Origin of the sequence: Paenibacillus turicensis, assembly GCF_050461185.1 — a bacterium.
Taxonomy (GTDB): Bacteria; Bacillota; Bacilli; order Paenibacillales; family Paenibacillaceae; genus Fontibacillus; species Fontibacillus turicensis_A.
The window spans coordinates 1,532,951-1,555,258 of sequence record NZ_JBCMOR010000005.1 but is presented as its reverse complement, the minus strand read 5'-3'; the positions used below and the strand labels follow the sequence as shown (position 1 = coordinate 1,555,258).

Here is a 22,308-nt window from a genome sequence, read left to right as displayed (position 1 = left end):
GATTATGTATGGCTACAAATAATGAAGCGGTAGTTGAAATTGCCCAAATCGCGGGTAAGTTTACTTCCTCAATCGTGCTACAAGCAGACAACAAATACATTGATGTGAAAAGTATCTTAGGATTATTCACTACATTGGTAGGTTCACAAAGTTATGAATTGCATGTACATGGACCAGATGCAGATGAAGCAAAAGCAGCAGTATCCGCAGCCTTCGCTAAACATGGACTTGATGTTAAAATCGTAGCAGAATAACAATGAATGTATGCCCGAAACTCTCACTTTAATAAGTGAGGGTTTTTTATATAACATAAATTCTTGTATTGATATTCATTTTGGTCTAATATTAAGAATAGAGTTGAAGAGTGACGACTTTGGATTGGGGGGAAAAACATGACTTCATCTGAATTGCAGGAGCCAATGAGTCTTAAAGCATTAACAATTCTGCAGGAAGATGCTCAAAAAATAGAGAAGCTAATCGAAGTGCAGATGGAGAACTTGGCCACACGTTATTGTCCTCTCTATGAGGAGGTACTGGATACTCAGATGTATGGCTTCTCCAGACAAGTCGATTATGCTATTCGTATTGGTCTTGTTGAGGAATCCGTAGGGAAAAGCTTAATAAGCAAGCTAGAGCGTAATTTGGCTGTGCTTTACGAAGTGATGAATAAAAAAAAGATGTAGCCTATTTTGGGACAGCCCATTAGGTCTATATACAAGTGAAGAAGCGTATGCCACATCGTGGCATACGCTTCTTTTATCATGTGTGTGTTGTTTTTTTATACAAGGTAAAAGGACACGCCTAAAATCGCATATACAGCGATGAGCAATACGCCTTCGTACCAGTTCGTTTGACCATCTTGAGTAATTGACTTTGCAATGAAAACAGACACGCCAATCGCCGCAAGCTCGATCACTGTAAATAAAATATCCATAGGCTTACCAAATATATGACTAACAAATATTAAGACTGGAGCCACAAATAAAGCAATTTGCAAGCTGCTGCCCACTGCAATTTCAACAGCTGCACCAATTTTATTTTTCATTGCTAATAAAATAGCGGCGCTATGCTCTGCTGCGTTCCCTACAATGGCAACGACAAACGCACCAACAAAGATTTCACTTAATCCAAACTTCGCAGTAAATGAATCTAACGTTCCGACCAGCCATTCACTCACAAAAGCAACCATCGTTGTTGCAATAATCAAATATAAAATTGAGCGTTTTTTTGACCAAGGTGCGTGTTCCTGCTCCCCATGAGTACCTTGCCCTGTAGCATTATTTTCCTCTACTTCGTCAGCTAAATAGGTTTTATGCGTAATCATCGAGAAGATTAACCACAATAAATAAGCGACAATGAGTATCCCTGCCACAATTAAACTAAGTGTGGTGCCATGCTGCTCATTCATCACATGTGTATGTAAAAAGATCGCGGGTACAAATAAGGCGATGATAGCAACAATCATTAGTGAGCCGTTCATACCAGCTAACGACACATTAAAATGTTGAACTTTATGCTTTAACCCACCGGCAAGTAAGCTTAAGCCTAATACAAGCAACAGGTTTCCGATAATCGAACCCGTAATACTAGCCTTTACCATATCAAATAACCCTTCACGTACAAGCATAATCCCAATAATGAGCTCAGCTGCATTACCAAAAGTCGCATTAAGAAATCCGCCTAATCGCTGCCCTGCATAATGTGCAACACTTTCTGTTGATTTACCTAAAAAACCTGCTACAAAGATAACGGCGATTGATGAGATAGCAAACTGTAGGGTAGGCGACCAATGGGCATAATGTCCAATTGCACTAGCTGCAAAAAATAAAAACATAAGCACAGGAAACCATTTTTTTCTCATGTTCTAACATCCTTACCTATAAAATTGAGCATGGATATATTATGCTAAGTTGCTTTGTTTCATATTTATCCTTAGTATTACATCAATATAACCAACACTTCTGTTGAATATAATAGATCAAAAATAAATTTTGGTCTACGCATTATATTTGCTTTAACTTGATTAACGTTTTACAATGAGTAATATGAGGTTGAAGGAGGAATGACCATGGCCGAGCAAATGCAGTTAGAGATCGGAACGATAAAAATTTCTGATGATGTTGTATCCAAAATTGCAGGAATGGCTGCTTTGGAGACACCAGGGATTGCAGCAATGTCTGGCGGATTATCAGAAGGCTGGGCTAAACGCTTAAGCGGTAAAAACGTTCAAAAAGGCGTTTCAGTTGAGGTAGGTCAATCTGAGGCTGCGATTGATTTGAGAATTATTGTATTATATGAGACACCTATACATGAAGTATGTCGAATGCTTCAACAAAATGTTCGTGAAGCTGTGGAGAGCATGTCTGGCCTTAGGGTCGTTGAAGTTAACGTAAAAGTTGAAGGAGTATCCTTTAAAGACGATGAGTTTTAATTCGTAAATCTTAAAGTTAAAACAAAACAAAAAGAGGAATAAAGCAAATTTGCTTTGTTCCTCTTTTTTGCAGTTGGTAGATAGCATACTTTTTTACCTATTGAATTCGACTTATTTTAGGTAGTGGAGTGCGTCCATCAGTAACTACAACTGATTTAGTTTTTTCTTTTTTAACAGAAACCTGCGATACACGAGAAATACTAAGCACAATCCCCATCGCTAACATCATCGTGACAAGGGAGGAACCACCTGAGCTAATAAAGGGTAAGGTTACTCCTGTAAGCGGAATCGTTCTAGTGACACCACCGATATTTATAAAGGCTTGTATCGCAATCAATCCCATAATCCCGATCCCTGTTAAGGAACCAAAGGCGTCAGGGCAACGTAAAGATACTAATATCCCTCGCCAAATAAAATATAAGTAAAATAAAATAAATAAACCTGTACCAATAAAACCAAATTCTTCTCCGATTACAGAAAAAATAAAGTCTGTATGTGGATTTTTGAGATAATGCAGCTTTTGTATCCCTTGTCCAAATCCAGTACCTGTTAATCCGCCATGTCCAATCGATGTGAGTGATTGAATTAGGTTATAACCTGTGTCGTGAGTATCCTGCCATGGATCAAGGTAGGCTTGAATACGTCCAAGTTTATAATTAGAACTAACGACCTCAGGGGGATTAATTTTATCCCATAATGCTTTAGCCCCTAAAACGATACTAGCCCCTATTATTAAGAGTCCAATTGACGCCATTATATGCTTGAGATTAGCACCACCAGCAAAAATTATAATGCCAGCGGTAGCAACTAAAATAAAACAGGAGCCTAAATCCGGTTGTCTCATAATTAAACCAGCAACAGCACCAACGATAACCATAACAGGCACAAAACCTGTTTTTAAATCACGAAATCGTTCGCCTTTTTTTGAAATGAGAGCAGATAAATATAAGATGGTTGTAATTTTAGCAATCTCTGTAGGCTGAAGCCCATAGCTTCCTAATCTTAACCAACTACTAGCCCCACCAATAGACCGTGAAAAAGGCACTATCATAAGTAATAGTATTGATAAAATGAAAAAAGGTGCAAATAGCTTTTTGAATTTTTGATAAGGAATATTCATTGTAATTAACATGACCAAAATTCCAAAGCCAGCAAATAAAATTTGGCGTTTCGTATAATACATGGCATCTAATTTCCCAAACACAAAACTAGAGCTAGAGCTAAACACCATGACAATGCCAAACCCCACTAATAAAATTGTTAAAATTAATAGTTGAAAATCGGGGGTTCCACGTCGTAGCTCGGTTTGATTTTGACTTTTTTTATTCATTAATTCCCCCCCTAAAAGCTCTATGTTCATGATAGTATTTTTAGGGCACTTGTGCAAGCAAGCTATCTTTTTTTTATGCATCTAGCTACAATAATTATAGATTGACCAGAAGCGGATAGATGTGGTGCTTTTAGCACCAATTTTAAAATAGGAGATAGGAGATGAATGGGTGAATGGATCAAGGGGAATTATTGACGTTATTTCCTGAGATGGTAGAGCATCGACGTTATTTGCATCAAAATCCTGAGCTATCATTTACAGAGCATAACACATCGAAGTTTGTGAAGGACCAACTTGAGCTTTTAGGCTTACAGGTACACTCGATGGAGGGTAGCCATGGACTTTGGACAACCATCGTAGGAGATCAGGCTGGACCAACGGTAGCTTTACGTGCAGATATGGATGCTTTAGAAATTCAGGATCAAAAAGTCTGTGACTACGCATCAACGGTTAAAGGTGTAATGCATGCTTGCGGTCATGATGGACATACCGCGACATTACTAGCCATTGCTAAATATTTTGTGAAGCATCAAGCCAACCTACAAGGTCAAGTAAGGCTAATATTTCAGCCCGCAGAGGAAATCTATCCTGGTGGAGCAAATGCGATGATACAGGCTGGGGTTTTAGATGGGGTAGATGTAATTTATGGTGTGCATTTATGGACACCGATTCCGATCGGCATCGCTCAAAGTGCACCTGGGCCATTAATGGCATCTACAGATGAATTTATTATTACTATTTTAGGTAAAGGTGGGCATGGGGGGATGCCTCATACTACGGTGGACAGTATTGTAGTGGGAGCAGCATTGGTGATGCAGCTACAATCAGTCGTAAGCCGAGCCCTTGACCCGCTGGATCCCTCTGTCGTTACGATTGGATACTTTACAGGTGGAACAACACAAAATGTGATTGCGGAGGAAAGCAGGCTAGGCGGAACGGTGAGATGCTTTGATGAGGATGTGCGTGGAGCGATTTCACAAAAAGTCCATCTGCTAGCACAGCATACGGCTGAGGCGTATGGAGCGAAGGCACATGTTCAATATACGTCAGGTTATCCTTGCTTAGTTAATCATGAAAGTGAGTTTAATCGTTTTATGAAGATTGCTGGTAATGTATCAGGCCTAACGGGACAACTGTGCAAGCCTATAATGCCTGCTGAAGACTTTTCTTATTATTTACAGCATGTTCCCGGTTGCTTTGTATTAGTTGGTGCAGGAAATGAAGAAAAAGGTTTTACTTATCCACACCATCATCCCAAATTTGATTTTGATGAGGATGCGATGCTCCATGCGGCGGCACTGTTGATCTCACTCACAGAGAGTTATTTGCAGGAACATGCATAATTTTCCTCTTTTATTCTCAATCTAACTCTATCTAGGGATTTTGCATTTCTTGTGGAATGCGTATCTTTTAAAAGAGATAACGATAAGGGTTGGGAGTGAGTGAAAATGACAATGAAGGGTGCTGCAATTATACAACGTGATGGAACGGTATTGCTGGATAAGCAACATCCTTTCTTTGAAGAAGTCAGACTTGAGCTAATTCAATTCGCTGAATTAGTGAAAAGTCCGGCTTTTTATTATACATATCAAATCACACCACTTTCAGTATGGAATGCCGCTGCAAATGGATGGACGGGAGTAAAAGTGGTTGAAGTGTTACAGGCTATTTCCCGTTTTAATGTACCAAGTGGCTTGATTCAAAACATTATAAACTGGATAACAAGGCATGGGAAGCTACGTTTATTTTCAAATCAAGTAGATGCCAATAAGCTAATTTTGGAATGTACTTTAGATGAGTCGGAGGCACAGCTTGCTTTGGAACAAATTGCAGCAATTCCTCGTGCAAATGTTACACAACTTGCTCCAGGACAGTATGAAATAAATCGTGAGGTGCGTGGTGTTTTAAAGCAGAAAATGCTAGTTAATGGTTATCCTATTGTCGATGAAGCAGGGTATCATAAGGGCGCCTCCCTTGCTTTTTCATGGCAATCTACCCTAGCTAATGGGCAACAATGGCATCTTCGTCCTTATCAGCAGGAGGCGTCAACGACTTTTGTAGGTCAAGGGGATTCAAGGGGGAGGGGGAGTGGTGTTATTGTCATGCCTTGTGGTGCGGGAAAAACAATTGTTGGGCTTGCCGTTATGGAAAAACTACAATGTGAAACGTTAATTTTAACGTCTAATCTGACCTCTGTACATCAATGGATACATGAGATAGTGACCAAAACAACGATTTCACTAGCGCAGATTGGCGAATATTCTGGGCAGCAAAAGCAGGTTATGCCAGTAACCGTTTCAACCTACCAAATGCTTACATATCGAAAGCAAAAAAATGGTGAACAGGTGCATCTTGATTTATTTAATCAACGTGATTGGGGTCTAATTATATATGATGAGGTTCATTTACTGCCAGCACCTGTATTTCGGGCAACTGCTGATATACAAGGGGCAAGGCGTCTTGGCCTAACAGCGACCTTGGTGCGAGAGGACGGGTGTGAAAAGGATGTATTTTCGCTAATAGGACCCAAGTGGTACGATTTGCCTTGGCGTGAGCTAGAAGGAGACGGATATATTGCATCTGCAAAATGCTATGAAATTAGAGTGGGGATGTCTGACGAGGATCGGCAAAGCTATGAGCATAGTGAACCCAAATTTAAATTTAGACTTGCTGCTGAAAATAAAAAAAAGCTAGCGATCATTAAAGGGCTTATTTTGCGACACCCTCATCGTCAAATATTGATTATAGGTCAATATGTAAATCAGCTTCGTCACATTGCTACAGAGCTACAAGCTCCCGTCATTACGGGTTCCATGCCTCAGGCCGAAAGGGATCATTTATTTGAAGCGTATCGACAAGGGCATATTTCTATTTTAATCGTGTCCAAAATTGCTAACTTCGCCGTTAATTTGCCAGATGCCTCCGTTGCTATTCAAATTTCTGGGAGCTATGGTTCACGACAAGAGGAAGCACAACGACTAGGGCGTATTTTAAGACCAAAAGCAGGGCTAGAGGCATATTTTTACTCCATTGTATCTGAAGACACGAGAGAGCAGGAGTTTGCGGCTCAGAGACAGTTGTTTTTATTAGAGCAAGGTTATGAATATCAGATTGTTGGTTCAAAGGGATGATGTCAATGGAAGTGTTGTTAAGAGCGATATTTTTACAGCACGCTGGTTTGCCATTTCGGATAAGTCAATTAGAAGGAAATATGGAGCTGGGCATTTGTGGAGGGGATTTGCGTGCCGCAGTTCCTTTTTTACTACGAAAAGAAAAGCTGGAAACTGTAAAAAATAAATCTGGTGAAGTGCTGTTGCGAATCAATAAAGAGAGCTTAGCTATGCTTACCAATGAATTGGTGGCAGGGGCTTTGATTTCATATGACCCCTTAAATATTGTGATTGACATGGAATCTGGTGAAGGTCTTATGCATACGATACTTCACTGCTTAGCTTGGATATACTACAATGGCCTTCCTCTTACTACTAAGGGGAGTTTATTCCTTAAAACAATCGATGCGCTAAAAGAGCTCACCCCATTTGAGGATGAAAAGCTTAAAGGTTTGCAGTTGCAGTTAACGTCACAGGAGGATTTACCGATTAGCATTGCTTTTATGCTAGATATTTTAGTTAAAATGTCGGTTCTACGGCTTGGAGCAGAGGAATGGAAAATTCAAGACGAAGCTTTGCAGGCGTGGTTAAAGTTGGATTTGAAAGCAGCAAATAAAAAGCTGTTAACTATATTGTGTGAAAATTATGTCCCTGCTCGAAAATACCAGCAGCAGATTGTAGCATTATTGACTTGTGCACGTGTACAGCAAGGGGAAATATGTATTTTAGATAACGTAGTTTCAAGGTTACCATGCTGTTCGTCTAACACCACTGGATTAAAGGAAGAACAAACATTGTGGTTAAATAGCTGGTTATATGTGTTAGCTCAGTGTGGATGGCTGGAGCAGGGAAAGTTTGTACAAAATACATCTGTTACAGTTGTTAGATGGCATGAGGAGCAATTTGAATTAGATCAATCTATTATCGTTCAGCCAGATTTTGAAATATTAGTGCCACCTGAAGTACCTTTAGCCATACGTTATAAGTTAGAACTGTTTACCGAATGTGTTCGTCTCGATGTGATGAGCCAATATCGATTAACGAAACGTAAATTTTGCCTTGCGTTGGAATCCGGCTTAAGCTGGCAACTGCAAATCGATTTACCGGCTCATATTGAAATGGCAATTGCAGAGTGGACAAGAGAAGTTAATCTAAAGCAAGCAAAACCAATTGGGAATAGCAAATCAAAAAGCAAACCAAAAAGTAGTTCAAAAAATATAGCTAAAAGTACGTTGCAAAGTAGAATAACTAATGCTGGTTGTTTTGTTCAGCCTAATCCTCCACTCCCTTCTTATGAAATAGGTGTGGAAGAACCTGATTTCACACAAGCTTTGCCTGACTTTGATACAGTCCCTTTAAAGTGGAGAAAACAGTTATCAAGCTATCACCCCTCTACATTAAAACATCTTATTGAGCAAGCAATAACTTGGCAAATTAAAGTGGAACTACAGTGGGGAGATCAAAGAGTAACTTTGATTCCTAACACAATTTGTGATGAATCGGATGGCTGGCGTGTAGTAGGTATAATACCTTCTTTTGGTGAAGGCGAGCCTATGCTACAATCTATACCTAATACACAATGTTATGGTGCTAAACTGTTGGTTCCTGATATTGACTCTAACAATGTAAGCACTTTTTATTCCGATTCCTGCAACAATATGTTATGATAATACCGTCTATAATGACAAAAATGATATAGAATTGAGATGAAATTCATGAGCGTACCCGTAAATACGGTTGATATGGCCGAATTGTTAACTTACGCCTATGAATTAGGCGATATGATAAATGAGTCAGCAGCCGTTTCTAATTATTTATTTTGGAAGCAGCAGGTTAATAATAATATTGAAATACAGCAGCTTGTTAAAAAGCTGGAGAGTGTAAAGGAACTGTTTGAAGAGACACAACGCTTTGGACATTTCCATCCTAATTATCACGAGGCAAAGGATCGTGTGCATGAGGTGGAAAAGGAGCTTGAGCAATTTGAGGCGGTTCGTAACTTTAAGTTAGCTGAGCAGGAATTAGATGATATTTTACATGTCATGTCGGAAACGATTGCTTATTCGGTGTCAGATTCAATTAAGGTTCCCTCTAACGATTTAGATTCTCATAGCGGTGGCTGTGGTGGCGGTGGGAAATGTAGTTGTGGTTAATTTTTAAGAGAAAGCGAGGGGGGACTATTGTTTCCGGAACGTACAGGTTATATTATTTGGGTTAATGATGTTAAGGCAGCAAGAAATTTAGAAAAATACGGATCGGTACATTATTTGTCTCGCCGTATGCATTATGTTGTCATGTATGTTAATGCTGAGCGTGGCGAAGACATTATGCGAAATGTTCGTAAGTTGCCATATGTACGGAAAATTGAGCGTTCTTATCGTAATGAAATCAAGACTGAATATTCTAAAAATACAGAAGAAGAGTCACAATTTTATGGTTTGTAAACGATAGGTAGTTCTGATAATTAATCTTCATAAATAAAAAACCGAACCTTATTACGAAATTCTAAATTAGAAGTCGTAATAAGGTTCGATTTTTTATTTTACACATGTTGGATTTATCATTTTTATGTAATTACAGGACTTAAGTATCATTTTCTAAAATTTAACAATCCCTTTGCAAAAATCGCGATCTTCTTCCTTACTTGCATGCTAGACTAAGCCGAATCCCAAATTATGCAGGAGGCGATGAAGTGGAGAAAATGACTACGCTAAAGTCTAAAGGAATGAAGGTAGCTGTTGCAGTGAGTATGGTATTAACAATGATGACATCATGGTTGGCACCCCCATCAACCTATGCCGAAAACGCAAATGATCCCGCACCATACATTTTAGCAAAGATCGTTAACGAACATGCAGGTAAAAAAGTGCTGTTTGATAATACCCATGCTCAAACGGCAGGTGCGGCAGACTGGGTCATTGATGGCGGATTTTCTGATTTTGGAAATGGTATTGCAGGGAAAGGTTTTGAGGTAAGAGAGCTACGTAAAACAACACCAATTACCTATGCTGACTTAGCGCCTTATGATGTATTTGTCGTTGCTGAACCAAACATTCCATATAAAATTAGCGAACAAGCCGCGATGCTGCAATATGTCCAGCAAGGTGGAAGTATTTTCTTTATCGGGGATCACTATAATGCGGATCGTAACAAAAATCGCTGGGATGGCTCAGAAGCGATCAATGGTTACCGTCGTGGTGCATGGCAAGACCCTGCTAAAGGTATGAGTACAGAGGAACGGAATTCCGCTGCTATGCAGGGAGTAGAAAATAGCGATTGGTTAGGACAAAATTTTGGTGTACGCTTCCGCTATAACGCATTAGGAGATATTACAGCAAACAATATCGTTGCGCCAGAACAAGCTTTTGGCATTACTGAGGGTGTATCAAGTGTGGCTATGCATGCAGGTTCCACGCTTGCAATCCTTGATCCTACTAAAGCAAAGGGCATTGTGTATTTACCAAAAACCAATGCGGCTTGGCCAAATGCAGTGGATCAAGGCGTTTATAATGGCGGTGGGGTTGCAGAAGGGCCCTATGTCGCTGTTGCCAAGGTAGGTTTAGGCAAAGCTGCTTTTATCGGTGACTCTTCTCCCGTGGAGGATGCAACACCTAAATATTTACGTGAAGAAACTGGAGCAAAGAAGAAAACCTATGATGGCTTTAAAGAAGCTGATGATGCTACGCTGCTATTAAATATTGTGGATTGGCTCGCAGATGAGGAAAGCTATACAAGCTTGGTAGATGTGGATGGTTTGTTACTGGATCAACCTACAGCACTTTTACCGATTGAAAATCCCCAGACCTCAGTAGAACCTCAGCCAGAACCGTGGTCACAGCCTGCGACAGGCTATAAATGGTGGGATGCCTCGACCTTTAAGTCTGGTTCATATGGTGCAAGCGATGGTGTTGTTTCCGATCCAGCTTATAGCTTTATTCATCAAGCTAAATTGCCTAATGCAGCACCGTTCCAAATTCGTGTAGAGTTTAAAAATCTTGCGCCAAACAGTACATTGTCTGGGCTAAGCGCTGGCATTTATTTATCCGGTGGTATGCAGGTTGCAAAAATTCAAAATGAGGATGGTACATGGCCTTCTTCCTATGGGTATAGTGGCACGTTTAGTGTCACAGCGGATAACAAGGGTTACGCCTATAAAGATATTACTGTGCAAATTAAGCCTAATACGACAGGAACAGCTAGCTTGCGATTGCGCCAAAACGGTAGCAATTTAATAACAAATAATGTAACGATAGCCAACGTTGCAGCAGAACCTTTACCAGAAACTGAAGCGCCTCATACAGAAATGCCTGAATTAAGTAATATTAGCTCTAGCCAAAAAATAAAAGTTAAAGCTATAGCGGTGAAAAAAGCTGCATAATTAAATGAACAAAAAATTTTTTTGCAGTTAAAAAATAATGAAGTACACCTTGCTGGGGAAGGAAAAGTGAGGTGTATTTTCTTTTATACAACTCTAAATTTGAAACTTTCCCCTTGTATATAATTGGCTAATGCTGTAATCTACTAGGTATAAATACTTAGTATAATAGACCTATTTTTTAAAAACGGTGGGGTGCTCATGAGAGACAATATTACAAAAGCAAAAGAAACTTGTGAGTCATTTTATGTTGAATTGCTGGATAAAAGAGTGACAGATGTTGTTGTGACCAATCATGCCGAGAAACGATTTCATGATCGTATTCAGGATAAGAATGTAGATATTGCGCGTTGGGCTTGGGAGTGCTTAAAGCAAGGACGTATGAAGCCTTATTATAGAAACGAGCAGGATGTATATTTAATTGATGATGACATTGTTATGGTTGCTGAATTTGCAGATGTACCTAATGAAAATAATATACATGAGAAGCCGCTACATAAAATGATTGTGGTAACGTTTTTAGGAAAAATGTCTGAGACAATGGAGCTACGGGATTTAAAATCTTATTATTCGTGGCTGCGTCACTCAAGAAGAATGACCTTAATTAAAAATACACGTAAACGTAGATAATTTGAAGAAAATAATAAAAGTATGAGTCAAGAGGATGTTCCCCTCTTTGTCAGATCGGGAAAATCTCTTAGATTTATGCTTTTTTTGTGTTCATTATTTTGACTTCAAAATAGCTTTTAAACTTTAGTGATATAGTATGATTAGCTTATATTATGAATTAGAGGAGCGATCATAAGATGCAAGGGAATGGTCACTGTGATTTACATACCCATACACAAGCCTCAGACGGATTAAATACACCTTCAGACAATGTGGCTTATGCTAAAGAGAAAGGTCTATCAGGGTTAGCGATTACAGATCATGACACTGTAGCTGGTGTGGCTGAAGCGTTAGAGGCAGGAAAACAGTCCAATATGACCGTTATTGCTGGCATAGAAATTAGCACTACTTTTGAAGGAAAAGATATTCATATCCTTGGTTACGATATCGATATTAAGGATGGTATTTTGCAGGAAAGGTTAGCTTTGCAGCGTGAAGGACGGAATGGACGGAATCAAATCATTGTGGACAAGTTGTCTGCACTTGGTATGCCTTTAAAACTAGAGGATATTCGTTCTGATGCTTTAAAAACAGATAGCGCCAAAGCGAATGCGAAAAACAGTATTGGTCGTCCTCATATTGCTCAAGCCATGGTGGTGAAGGGTTATGTTGACAATGTAAGACAAGCATTTGACTTGTATTTAGGAGAGGGGAAACCAGCTTACGCTGCCATAGAGCGCATTAGTCCACATGATGCAGTGAAATGGATTGTGGAGGCAGGAGGTGTGGCGGTATTGGCTCATCCTGGAATATATCGTGACGATGATTTAGTGTTGCGTATTTTACAAGATGGTGGCTTTAAAGGGGTTGAAGTCTTTCATTCCGATCATACGAAGGCGCAGGAAACTGCCTACTTATCACTTGCAGCTAAACTAAACTTAACGGCAACAGGAGGCTCAGATTTCCATGGTAAAAGACAAGGTCAGCTCTATCATGGTGATTTAGGAAGTCGAAGCGTACCTATGACGCAAGTGGAGAAATTGTTAAGTCGTTAAATCATAATAAATGGAAAATAAACAATAATAATGAGGTACCAGAAGCGCTTAACTATGGGCGATCTGGTACTTTTTTCTAATAAATATTATTTGATATATAGGTTTATTTAATTTAAACTAAAAACATACCGATTGAATGTTTTTGAGGAGTGGAGAAAGTGGGGAAAAAATATACGGCAAAAGAGGCTAAAAATTTAATACTAGATACTGCTGCAGTTTTATTTACGAACAAAGGTTATGAGCACACCTCAATCAGTGATATTGTTGCAGGATTAGATGGACTCACTCGAGGCGCTGTTTATCATCATTTTGATTCAAAATATGACATTATCGTGGGGATTGCAAAAAGATTAATACCAGAAAAAGAGTCATTAGATTCTATTGATCAACGAGAGGATTTAACTGGTCTGGCAAAAATTCAAACCCTTTTACTTGAAGCGATGTTTAATGACGATATTGCAAAATCAATAGCGAATTCTTTGGCTTTACTTCATGATGCCACCTTTACTTCAATTTATAACACACAGCTGTGTCAAGTTTTGGGACCCAAAATAGAAAGTTATATTGAAGCAGGGAATAAAGATGGCTCCATTAGCGTTCCACAACCAAAACAAATGGCGGAAATGATTATTTTAATAACAAGCACTTGGTTTATTCAATCGTTATTTGTAACTACGGCTGACACATTTTTTGAGAAGTTAAAAGCGGCTCAATACGTATTAAGAAAAAGCGGAGTTGATGTTCTAAGTGATGATGTCTATTTAACAATTGTTAACAAACTAAGTCAGGCTGCTGCTAAATAGAAGAGGAGTGTTTATATGAAAAAACCTTTAAAAATTGCTGGGATCATTTTACTTTCAATCATCGTTTTAGTTGTACTTATTTTTGCAGGCATTTTTATTAACAATAAAATTCAACTAAGTCGTGAAGCGAAGAAAATAGTCCCTTACGGAGAAACTGTAGCTATAGATGGCAAAAAAATGAATCTCCAAATTTCTGGAAAAGGTGATAAGACGATTGTGTTATTACCTGGTTTTATGACGGTAGCACCAGTGATTGATTTTAAGCCACTCATTGATGAATTGGAAAAAAATTATCGTGTTGTGGCGGTAGAACCTTTTGGATATGGTTTAAGTGACGATACAGAAAAGGAAAGATCTATTGAAAATATAACAGAGGAAATACATGAAGTATTGGCTAAGCAAGGTATAACCAAATACACGATCATGGGGCATTCAATATCTGGGGTATATTCTCTTGAGTATATTAATAAATATCGTGATGAAGTTGAAGCTATTATCGGTATCGATAGTAGTCTGCCTTCTCAAGGGCATGACGGTGAAAACCCAGCAGAAGCCATGTCTCTTCTAAGAAAGTCAGGTATATACCGGTTACTCGTAAGCTCTAACCCTGCAATGCTAAACATTCCAGCTGTGGGGGACAAGCTCAGCGAACAATATAAATATTTAGCTCTTAGAAATATGGGATCAGAAGCGACTGTAAATGAAGGTAAAGCGATCCTAGAAAATTTTGAAAAGACAGCTGCAATCCAGCTTCCAAAAGAATTACCAGTTTTATATTTGTTAGCATCGGATACTGTTAATACAGATAAAAACTGGTTGAAGATCCATCAGGATATGGTTAAAAACAGTGAAAAATCAGCTGTTAAAGTCATAGAGGGTGGGCACTATTTGCACCATACTCAATCCAAACAACTAGCTGAGGATACATTATCTTTTTTAGGAAAGTAACTGTGTAACTCCCCACATATTCATGCGGGGAGTTTTCTATTTATTAGTAAAATTATCTTGAAAACTTATTGAGTCGACTAAATACTATTTGCTAAATCAATTATTTTTAATTATTTTTAGTCTGACTACGTAAACCTTTTATGAGGTCTTCATCAGGGGTAACAAATAAAGTTTTCTGATTATCATAAATGACAAACCCTGGCTTAGCTCCACTAGGCTTACGTACATGGCGAATTAAGGTGTAATCAACGGGCACACTACTGGAGGATTTCGCTTGGCTAAAATAAGCGGCTAACTGTGCAGCCTCATGAAGTGTATCCTCACCATAAGTCTCACTTCTGATCAATACGTGGGACCCTGGAATATCCTTAGTATGGAGCCAAGTATCATTTGGTTTTCCTACTCTATTTGTCACATATTCATTTTGGATATTATTTTTCCCAACGTATAGTTCAATTCCCTCAGAAGAAGTGTACACGTGTAAGGTAGGGCGATCATTTTTTTTCTTTTTCTTTCCTTTTGGTCCCCGATCTCTTAAGTAGCCTTGTGCAATCAATTCCTCACGTATTTCATCGATATCACTAAGGGTAGCGTATTGAAGCTGCTGTAATAAACCTTCAATATACGTAATTTCCTCATTGGCTAGCTTCATTTGCTCTTCAATGACAGCTAAGCTATTTTTAAATTTATTATATTTTTTAAAATATTTTTGCGCGTTTTCAGAGGGAGTGAGCAAAGGATCAAGCTGAATCTTTTCGATCGGCTGTGATTCTTCATAATAATTCACTAATTCAACCTGCTTATCTCCCTTATTAATTGAATGTAGAGACGCAAACAACAACTCTCCCGCAATTCGGTAACGCTCCGCATCATCCGCTTCAAGCAAATCCTGTTGTAGCTTCGTCAGCTTTTTTACGTTTTTGTTGCGTTCGTTTTGTAAAAATCTCAATAAATCACTGCTTTTTTGTTTTACAGTATCTCGTAATGCCTTATCTCCAAAATACGCCTCCATACACTCACTAATAGAATCATATTGGCGCAAATTAGAAGTGATTTGAGTTAGTGGGATGGCTGAAAATATACTTTTCTGTTGTTCATTATCTCCAAGCATAGGGGCATATTCGTGTTGCTTAACTTGATTTATCAGTTTCGAGAAGGTTTCCCATAATTGGTTGATGTCACGTTGCTCCTGATACGCTGGTGTCTGGACTACAATTTCATTTGCAATTAATGGGCTGATCCCACTAAAAGACTCTACAAGCCAATTTGTGCTAGCGATACTAAGCTCATGATAGGCAGCAATAAATTGCTCCTTAGTTACTTCTAGTGGGTTAAGCTTATGTTGCTCTGGTGGCGCGGTATACACTGTACCGGGCATGACAACCCGAAAGGAACTGATTGAAGGTGTAATATGATGAATGCCATCCAACTGTACACCCGTTTGAGGATCAATCAAAATAAGATTACTGTGGCGCCCCATCAGCTCAATAATAATTCGTTTTAACGAAACGTCCCCTAATTCATCCCTTTGGCGAACGTCAATATGGATAATCCGCTCCATCCCAACCTGAGATACTGCTTCAATAAAACCACCCTCACAATGCTTGCGAAGCAACATGCAAAACATAGGTGCTTCTGGTGGGTTAGGAAATGATTGCTCAGTGAAATGGACTCGTGGATAAGTTGCGTTTGCGGAAAGTAGCAGCTTCACATTTTTTCCTTGCGCGCGCATGTTAAAAATAATATCTCTTGCAGAAGGTTGATGTATTTTATTAATTCGACCGCCGATGCACTGCTGAAGCTCATGGACGATCGCGCGTGTTACGATGCCATCTAATGCCATATTTGATTCTCCATTCTATGAATTGCTACTTTTTAGATTATCAGAAACCTACCTTAGAGGAAAGGGTTGCCTCTATATGATCTCGAGCTGACTTAAAACGCTGGTGATATTTTGGGACTGGCATACATAGATTTAGTGATAAGTGGATAAGCCTTCACGCTATATTTGACATAATTTACGGGAGGGGAATACCAGGTATGGAACAGAAACAGTGGCATCAGTATAGTGGCGAGGAGCTTCTAATGAAGTTTAACGTTACGGCTGAGGATGGACTAAAAGAGGAGGAAGTGGAGCAAAGAAGGCAACAATATGGCTGGAATGAATTGACAGAAGCGAAGCGAATTTCACCATTTATATTATTTTTAAATCAGTTTAAAGATTTTATGATGCTTGTATTGATGGGGGCTACCTTAATTTCAGGCATACTTGGTGAATATTTAGATGCGATCACAATTATTGCAATTGTTGTATTAAACGGTGTGCTTGGTTTTATTCAGGAGTTTCGAGCGGAGCGTTCACTTCGTGCATTAAAACAGTTATCTGCCCCCCATGCCAATGTGTTACGTCAAGGTGAAGTACGTAATGTATTTGTCAAAGAGCTTGTACCTGGCGATATTGTATTGGTAGAAAGTGGAGACCGTATACCTGCTGATGTGCATTGGCTAAAAACGAACAGCTTAGATGCAGAGGAATCCGCTTTGACTGGGGAGTCTCATCCAGTGGGCAAGCACAGCAAAGCACTTTACGAGAAAGAAGTTGCACTTGGGGATCAAAAAAATCTAGGTTTTATGGGTACAATGATTACCCGTGGCTCAGGAGTAGGAATAGTCATTCGTACAGGTATGGACACAGAAATGGGCAAAATTGCGGATCTGATTCAAAACACAGAGGAGCAACAAACACCATTACAGCTTAGACTTGAACAATTAGGAAAAATATTAATATATTTATCGCTTGCTTTAACAGTATTGGTTGTTCTTGTTGGGATTTTACATGGTCAACCTGCGTCAGCGATGTTTTTTATGGGGGTAAGCTTAGCGGTTGCCGCAATTCCAGAAGGTCTTCCTGCCATTGTTACGATCGCTTTAGCTTTAGGTGTGCAACGAATGATTAAAAGAAAGGCGATTGTGCGTAAATTGCCATCGGTTGAGACATTGGGCTGTGCGTCCGTTATTTGCTCCGATAAAACAGGAACCTTAACCCAAAATAAAATGACTGTAACAAAAATTTGGGTCGAAAATCGAGTGCTCGCTGTCAGTGGTGAGGGTTATGAACCTGTTGGGAATATTACTGAAAAAGGGAAGGCAGTTGATTTAAAAAGCGATCAGAGTCTCCGTCGTTTTTTACAAATTAGCTCTCTATGTAATAATGCTGTCATCTATAAAGAGGATGATAATGAGTCCAGGTCTAAACGTAAAGCCAAAGAGGATGAAGCAGAGGATAACTCTGTCTGGAAGTTAAAGGGTGATCCAACAGAAGGTGCATTAGTCACCTTAGCTAGTAAAATGGGTTTATCCCCGTCTTCTCTAAGCTCTGTATATGAACGGGAGCAGGAATTTCCATTTGATTCTAAGCGTAAACGGATGTCAGTTATTGCCTCCCATCAAGGTGGAAAGATTGCTTTTGTCAAAGGTGCACCTGATTTATTGCTTGAGCAATGCTCCTATATACTATGGGAAGGTAAGGTTGTGCCATTTACAGGAGTTTTTCGTGGAAAGGTACAGGCTGCTAATGAGGAGATGGCACGTAATGCATTACGTGTGTTAGGAATGGCTTATCGTGAGTTAAAGCCACATGAGGACTGTAGCAATGAAGACAATGTGGAATCACAGCTTATTTTTGTTGGATTAGCTGGGATGATTGATCCTCCAAGACGCGAGGCTAGAGACGCCATTGCAGTTTGCCGACGTGCTGGAATTAAGACGGTGATGATTACTGGGGATCATGGCTTGACTGCTGAAGCGATTGCAACTGATCTAGGCATTATTCAGCAAGGAGGCAAATCGATGTCAGGGCATCAGATTTCCGCTTTAAGTGATAATGAGCTAGATCGTCAAGTAGATAGCATTTACGTATATTCCAGAGTATCTCCTGAGCATAAGCTACGAATTGTGAAGTCATTACAGCGACAAGGTCATATTGTTGCGATGACAGGTGATGGAGTCAATGATGCACCTGCGATCAAAGCCGCAGACATTGGGATTTCGATGGGGATCACAGGAACGGATGTTGCGAAGGAAGCTTCATCCCTAGTGCTTAGTGATGATAACTTTACTTCTATTGTTGCAGCAATTGAAGAAGGAAGAAACATATATGAAAACATACGGAAATTTATTCGCTATTTGCTTGCTTCTAATGTTGGGGAAATTTTAACGATGTTATTTGCAATGTTAGCTGGGCTACCACTTCCTTTGTTACCGATTCAGATTTTATGGGTCAACCTTGTGACAGATGGACTACCTGCGATGGCGCTTGGTGTAGATCAGCCTGAAAAGGATTTAATGGAGCATAAGCCTCGTCCTGCTAAAGAGAACATATTTGCAAGACGTATGGGCTGGAAAATAATAAGTCGAGGATTTTTGATCGGGGTATGTACGTTAGGCGCATTCTGGATTACGCTACATGTAAATCCAAATGATGCTGCGCAGCTTGCAAAAGCGCAATCCGTTGCATTTTGTACATTAGTGATGGCACAACTTATCCATGTCTTTGATTGCCGTAGCTCACGCTCCATTTTCCACCGTAACATTTTGCAAAATAAATATTTAGTAGTTGCTGTTCTTTCTTCTGTTTTATTATTGTTAGGCGTAATGTACATCGAAGCACTCCAACCTATTTTCAAAACGGTTCCGCTAGGCGCAAGAGAATGGGCGATTACATTAGTTGCCGCAGGCATACCTACATTCCTGCTAGGTGCGGGTAGTGTCTGGTCAGGCAATCGCCGCAACTACAACGGCCCTAGACCGCTTGTCAGAGCGAATAGTACAAATATTCGTGCATAAAATCAATACCTTTTAAAGATGTAAAAAGATAAACTTACCCCTATGAAAGAAGCTTTTTATAGGGGGTTTTTTTATGGAATTTACAAAAATGCATGGACTCGGTAATGACTTTTTAATTGTTTATGGTGAGCAAGAGCTGCCCACAAATGCTGCAGAGCTGGCTATTAAATATTGCGATAGATATTTTGGCGTAGGTGGGGACGGCTTAGTTTATATTTTGCCTTCGGAACAAGCTGACTTTAAAATGCGCATCATTAATTCAGACGGTAGTGAAGCAGAGCAATGCGGCAATGCGATTCGTTGTGTTGCGAAATATGTATATGATCATGGCTATATACAGGAGCAAAACATCACCATCGAGACGATTGGTGCGGGGGTACAGCCTGTGAGCTTATATGTTGAACAAAATAAAGTAACGAAAGTGCGAGTAGATATGGGAGAGCCTATTCTAGATGGTTTACAGGTTCCGACTATTTTTGAAGGCAGTCCTGTCATGAATCAGCCTATAGAAGCTGGTGGGGAGCAGTTTTCATTTACTGCGGTTTCCATGGGAAACCCACATAGTGTCATCTATGTAGAGGACGCACCTACATTTGAATTGGCTACGTTTGGCCCACTGCTAGAGGTTCATCCCTATTTTCCACGTAAAATCAATGTTGAGTTTGCTAGCGTAACATCGCGTGATCGTGTAGAAATGAGAGTATGGGAGCGTGGTGCTGGACCTACATTGGCTTGTGGTACAGGGGCATGTGCAACATTGGTATCCTCCGTGCTGAATGGCTACACAGATCGTGCCGCATGGATTGGGCTAAAAGGTGGAGACCTATACATTGAATGGAACGAGGAAGACAATCATGTCTATATGACAGGGCCTGCCGAAGTGGTGTATACGGGGATAATTTAAATGTGTTTTTAATTTAAATGCATTTTTCAGATTAAAAAAGCGTGTCTGAAAATGAAAACACCTGAGAACGAATGTATCTGCAAAAAATACGAATGCACTATAGTGAGTTATTTTTTCGAAGTGTTTTTTGTTTTTTTCAGACACGTCTTAATTAATTTGTACTTTATAAAATTGTTTCAACACTTATAAACTGATGATCTCAACCATCAATAACTGTATTTTTCTAGCTTTAACGGTATTTCATAGCTTCACACCGTCCTACTCAACTTCACTTCAAAATTTGGTTTTGTAACATAATCCATGTAATGCGTTTTCCCATCAAAATTTAAATAAGCTTGATAACGCGTTACGATAGCTGGTGCTGTAATCAAATCAAGCACTTGCTCCTTGGCAACCCAACGACAATCCGAAGTCTCTTCGGATGTGCGTAATTGCCCGCCGATAGGTTTACAAATAAAGTCTAACATCACTTTAGTTGGAACTTCAGTTACCCCGTCATACCATTTATGCACACCACTGTTTGAAAATACGCCAAATAACTGCGACACAATGACATCTATTCCACTTTCCTCTTTTATTTCTCTAATGAGAGCATCGATAAGATTTTCACCTACTTCTACTTGCCCACCTGGGCATACCCATCCTCCATGATGAGTTTTCACCAAAAGCACTTGTCCTTGCTCATTTTCAACAATCCCACTAACAGCAACAATATGAGTTGGCCATGTCATGTACTTTCCTCCATAAGTTTTATAAATGATAAAGTACTTTTTGATAAAATAGTTACCAGCAACAGAACAAAACTTCTTAGCAATGATTTCAGCATGTATTTTATTTTGTCAGGCATTTTCCAAGGCTAGATCAGGCTATCGTATAGATTCCAACTACTCACATTACATTGATCGTACTCATTGTTACCGACAGCTATTATTGAGCCATCTAATTTAAGTCCAATCGTATGCGTGCATCTACCAGATATCGCAACAATATTACGCCATTCACTCACGTTACATTGGGAATACTTATTTGAACCCGTAGCGACTACACTTCCGTCCGATTTAAGACCTATCGTATGATAGCTGCCTGCTGCTACCGCTATAATATTTCGCCAATCGTCCACAGCGCATTGTCCTTCGCTTTTTCGCCCAGTTGCAACCACTGAACCATCCGACTTAAGACCAACTGTATGAAGATAACCGGCTGAAATTGAAACAATACCATGCCAGTCATTTATATTACATTGGCCAGCAATATTATTACCAGTTGCAACGACCGCACCCTCTGAGTTCAAACCAATAGTGTGCCAGTCACCAGAGGAAATCATCACAATGTTATTCCAATCCTTTACGTCACATTGTCCTTCATTTTTGCGACCAACGGCTAACGCTGTACCATCTGATTTTAGGCCGATAGTGTAGCGCCAAGCGGCTGTAACTGCAACAATATCTTGCCAGTCATTTACATTACATTGCCCTTGATTATTCCATCCCACAGCTATCATAGTTCCATCAGCTTTGAGACCCACTGTATGGGCTTTACCTGTATTGTTCGCCTTATGAACATTGCCAACCGCCACCGATACAATATCACGCCAGTCATTTACATTGCATTGACCGCAGTTGTTGTCGCCAACAGCAAGTACCGTTCCGTCCGATTTAAGTGCAACGGTATGATTACGTCCTGCTGCTAAGGTAGAACGAGGCCATAATTGATTCATCATCATACCTCCATTTCTTGTTATTATCTTTTCACTAAGTTAATAATACAACGCTCAACACGTTGCAGCATTTTCTTTTACATTCCAAGCAGTGCACCTACAGCACTGCCTTCAAATTGTATGGCTCCCCCCAGCAAAGGGAATTGCACCTTTTTTTAAATCAGTGCTGCAACCAGCCAAA

At 39.6% G+C, this 22,308-nt stretch carries 19 protein-coding genes and 1 pseudogene; 15 read left to right on the top strand and 5 right to left on the bottom strand.

Translation table 11 applies throughout. The features are described from left to right. Positions 1–8: 8 nt before the first annotated feature. On the top strand, positions 9–254 hold the full coding sequence (locus tag ABE099_RS09460; protein ID WP_210088132.1) for an HPr family phosphocarrier protein: 246 nt from the start codon (positions 9–11) through the stop codon (positions 252–254). A 138-nt stretch (positions 255–392) separates the two neighbouring features. Then, a complete protein-coding gene (locus ABE099_RS09455; RefSeq protein WP_210088133.1) occupies positions 393–683 on the top strand; it encodes a DUF1507 family protein in 291 nt (96 codons plus the stop codon). 95 nt (positions 684–778) lie between these two features. On the opposite strand, the gene cax is transcribed toward ABE099_RS09455, so the two are convergent. Beyond that, a complete protein-coding gene (cax, locus tag ABE099_RS09450; protein WP_430029639.1) occupies positions 779–1,861 on the bottom strand; it encodes a calcium/proton exchanger in 1,083 nt (360 codons plus the stop codon). A 207-nt stretch (positions 1,862–2,068) separates the two neighbouring features. On the opposite strand from cax, the gene ABE099_RS09445 reads away from it, so the two are divergent. Further along, the gene (locus ABE099_RS09445; RefSeq protein ID WP_210088135.1) at positions 2,069–2,431 is read left to right on the top strand and encodes an Asp23/Gls24 family envelope stress response protein; all 363 of its coding nucleotides are present in this window, start codon (positions 2,069–2,071) and stop codon (positions 2,429–2,431) included. Positions 2,432–2,528: 97 nt separating this feature from the next. Here ABE099_RS09445 and ftsW read toward each other — a convergent pair whose 3' ends face one another. Then, positions 2,529–3,761, bottom strand: a complete 1,233-nt coding sequence (gene ftsW, locus ABE099_RS09440; protein WP_430029637.1) for a putative lipid II flippase FtsW — start codon at positions 3,759–3,761, stop codon at positions 2,529–2,531. Between the two features lie 173 nt (positions 3,762–3,934). Here ftsW and ABE099_RS09435 point away from each other — a divergent pair, with 173 nt between their 5' ends. The 10 genes and pseudogenes from ABE099_RS09435 (at position 3,935) to ABE099_RS09390 (ending at position 14,661) form a co-directional block, all read left to right on the top strand. After that, positions 3,935–5,104, top strand: a complete 1,170-nt coding sequence (locus tag ABE099_RS09435) for an amidohydrolase (protein WP_430029635.1) — start codon at positions 3,935–3,937, stop codon at positions 5,102–5,104. A gap of 105 nt (positions 5,105–5,209) precedes the next feature. After that, positions 5,210–6,892 (top strand): DNA repair helicase XPB, encoded by a 1,683-nt coding sequence (locus ABE099_RS09430; RefSeq protein WP_430029633.1) that lies wholly within the window; start codon positions 5,210–5,212, stop codon positions 6,890–6,892. A 5-nt stretch (positions 6,893–6,897) separates the two neighbouring features. Further along, positions 6,898–8,538, top strand: coding sequence for a hypothetical protein (locus ABE099_RS09425; RefSeq protein WP_430029631.1), 1,641 nt, complete (start codon positions 6,898–6,900; stop codon positions 8,536–8,538). Between the two features lie 48 nt (positions 8,539–8,586). Next, entirely contained in the window at positions 8,587–9,024 is a 438-nt protein-coding gene (locus ABE099_RS09420; protein WP_430029629.1) for a YlbF family regulator, read from the top strand. A 27-nt stretch (positions 9,025–9,051) separates the two neighbouring features. Continuing rightward, the gene (locus ABE099_RS09415; protein WP_210088141.1) at positions 9,052–9,315 is read left to right on the top strand and encodes a YlbG family protein; all 264 of its coding nucleotides are present in this window, start codon (positions 9,052–9,054) and stop codon (positions 9,313–9,315) included. 305 nt (positions 9,316–9,620) lie between these two features. Continuing rightward, positions 9,621–11,153: pseudogene (locus ABE099_RS09410) on the top strand (endonuclease); the annotation flags it as partial. Positions 11,154–11,447: 294 nt separating this feature from the next. Further along, on the top strand, positions 11,448–11,876 hold the full coding sequence (locus ABE099_RS09405; protein ID WP_430029627.1) for a hypothetical protein: 429 nt from the start codon (positions 11,448–11,450) through the stop codon (positions 11,874–11,876). A 176-nt stretch (positions 11,877–12,052) separates the two neighbouring features. Further along, positions 12,053–12,910 (top strand): PHP domain-containing protein, encoded by an 858-nt coding sequence (locus ABE099_RS09400; protein WP_430029625.1) that lies wholly within the window; start codon positions 12,053–12,055, stop codon positions 12,908–12,910. Between the two features lie 158 nt (positions 12,911–13,068). Continuing rightward, the gene (locus tag ABE099_RS09395; RefSeq protein WP_430029623.1) at positions 13,069–13,713 is read left to right on the top strand and encodes a TetR/AcrR family transcriptional regulator; all 645 of its coding nucleotides are present in this window, start codon (positions 13,069–13,071) and stop codon (positions 13,711–13,713) included. Between the two features lie 15 nt (positions 13,714–13,728). Beyond that, positions 13,729–14,661: an alpha/beta fold hydrolase gene (locus ABE099_RS09390; protein WP_430029621.1), complete on the top strand. Its 933-nt coding sequence runs from the start codon at positions 13,729–13,731 to the stop codon at positions 14,659–14,661. A gap of 106 nt (positions 14,662–14,767) precedes the next feature. Here ABE099_RS09390 and ABE099_RS09385 read toward each other — a convergent pair whose 3' ends face one another. Further along, on the bottom strand, positions 14,768–16,504 hold the full coding sequence (locus tag ABE099_RS09385) for an Rqc2 family fibronectin-binding protein (RefSeq protein ID WP_430029619.1): 1,737 nt from the start codon (positions 16,502–16,504) through the stop codon (positions 14,768–14,770). 197 nt (positions 16,505–16,701) lie between these two features. On the opposite strand from ABE099_RS09385, the gene ABE099_RS09380 reads away from it, so the two are divergent. Both ABE099_RS09380 and dapF read left to right on the top strand, forming a co-directional pair. Continuing rightward, on the top strand, positions 16,702–19,506 hold the full coding sequence (locus tag ABE099_RS09380) for a calcium-translocating P-type ATPase, SERCA-type (protein ID WP_430029617.1): 2,805 nt from the start codon (positions 16,702–16,704) through the stop codon (positions 19,504–19,506). A 73-nt stretch (positions 19,507–19,579) separates the two neighbouring features. Beyond that, the gene (dapF, locus tag ABE099_RS09375; RefSeq protein ID WP_430029615.1) at positions 19,580–20,410 is read left to right on the top strand and encodes a diaminopimelate epimerase; all 831 of its coding nucleotides are present in this window, start codon (positions 19,580–19,582) and stop codon (positions 20,408–20,410) included. Positions 20,411–20,658: 248 nt separating this feature from the next. Here the strand turns inward: dapF and ABE099_RS09370 are convergent, their stop codons facing one another. Next, the gene (locus ABE099_RS09370; RefSeq protein ID WP_430029613.1) at positions 20,659–21,141 is read right to left on the bottom strand and encodes an NUDIX hydrolase; all 483 of its coding nucleotides are present in this window, start codon (positions 21,139–21,141) and stop codon (positions 20,659–20,661) included. 125 nt (positions 21,142–21,266) lie between these two features. Next, positions 21,267–22,127 (bottom strand): RCC1 domain-containing protein, encoded by an 861-nt coding sequence (locus tag ABE099_RS09365; protein ID WP_430029611.1) that lies wholly within the window; start codon positions 22,125–22,127, stop codon positions 21,267–21,269. Positions 22,128–22,308 lie beyond the last annotated feature (181 nt).

Excerpts from the sequence above, each read along its gene's own strand:
- ABE099_RS09460 (WP_210088132.1), top strand. The coding sequence starts at position 9 with ATGGCTACAAATAATGAAGCGGTAGTTGAAATTGCCCAAATCGCGGGT.
- ABE099_RS09455 (WP_210088133.1), top strand. The coding sequence starts at position 393 with ATGACTTCATCTGAATTGCAGGAGCCAATGAGTCTTAAAGCATTAACA.
- cax (WP_430029639.1), bottom strand. The coding sequence starts at position 1,861 with ATGAGAAAAAAATGGTTTCCTGTGCTTATGTTTTTATTTTTTGCAGCT.
- ABE099_RS09445 (WP_210088135.1), top strand. The coding sequence starts at position 2,069 with ATGGCCGAGCAAATGCAGTTAGAGATCGGAACGATAAAAATTTCTGAT.
- ftsW (WP_430029637.1), bottom strand. The coding sequence starts at position 3,761 with ATGAATAAAAAAAGTCAAAATCAAACCGAGCTACGACGTGGAACCCCC.
- ABE099_RS09435 (WP_430029635.1), top strand. The coding sequence starts at position 3,935 with ATGGATCAAGGGGAATTATTGACGTTATTTCCTGAGATGGTAGAGCAT.
- ABE099_RS09430 (WP_430029633.1), top strand. The coding sequence starts at position 5,210 with ATGACAATGAAGGGTGCTGCAATTATACAACGTGATGGAACGGTATTG.
- ABE099_RS09425 (WP_430029631.1), top strand. The coding sequence starts at position 6,898 with ATGGAAGTGTTGTTAAGAGCGATATTTTTACAGCACGCTGGTTTGCCA.
- ABE099_RS09420 (WP_430029629.1), top strand. The coding sequence starts at position 8,587 with ATGAGCGTACCCGTAAATACGGTTGATATGGCCGAATTGTTAACTTAC.
- ABE099_RS09405 (WP_430029627.1), top strand. The coding sequence starts at position 11,448 with ATGAGAGACAATATTACAAAAGCAAAAGAAACTTGTGAGTCATTTTAT.
- ABE099_RS09400 (WP_430029625.1), top strand. The coding sequence starts at position 12,053 with ATGCAAGGGAATGGTCACTGTGATTTACATACCCATACACAAGCCTCA.
- ABE099_RS09390 (WP_430029621.1), top strand. The coding sequence starts at position 13,729 with ATGAAAAAACCTTTAAAAATTGCTGGGATCATTTTACTTTCAATCATC.
- ABE099_RS09385 (WP_430029619.1), bottom strand. The coding sequence starts at position 16,504 with ATGGCATTAGATGGCATCGTAACACGCGCGATCGTCCATGAGCTTCAG.
- ABE099_RS09380 (WP_430029617.1), top strand. The coding sequence starts at position 16,702 with ATGGAACAGAAACAGTGGCATCAGTATAGTGGCGAGGAGCTTCTAATG.
- dapF (WP_430029615.1), top strand. The coding sequence starts at position 19,580 with ATGGAATTTACAAAAATGCATGGACTCGGTAATGACTTTTTAATTGTT.
- ABE099_RS09370 (WP_430029613.1), bottom strand. The coding sequence starts at position 21,141 with ATGACATGGCCAACTCATATTGTTGCTGTTAGTGGGATTGTTGAAAAT.
- ABE099_RS09365 (WP_430029611.1), bottom strand. The coding sequence starts at position 22,127 with ATGAATCAATTATGGCCTCGTTCTACCTTAGCAGCAGGACGTAATCAT.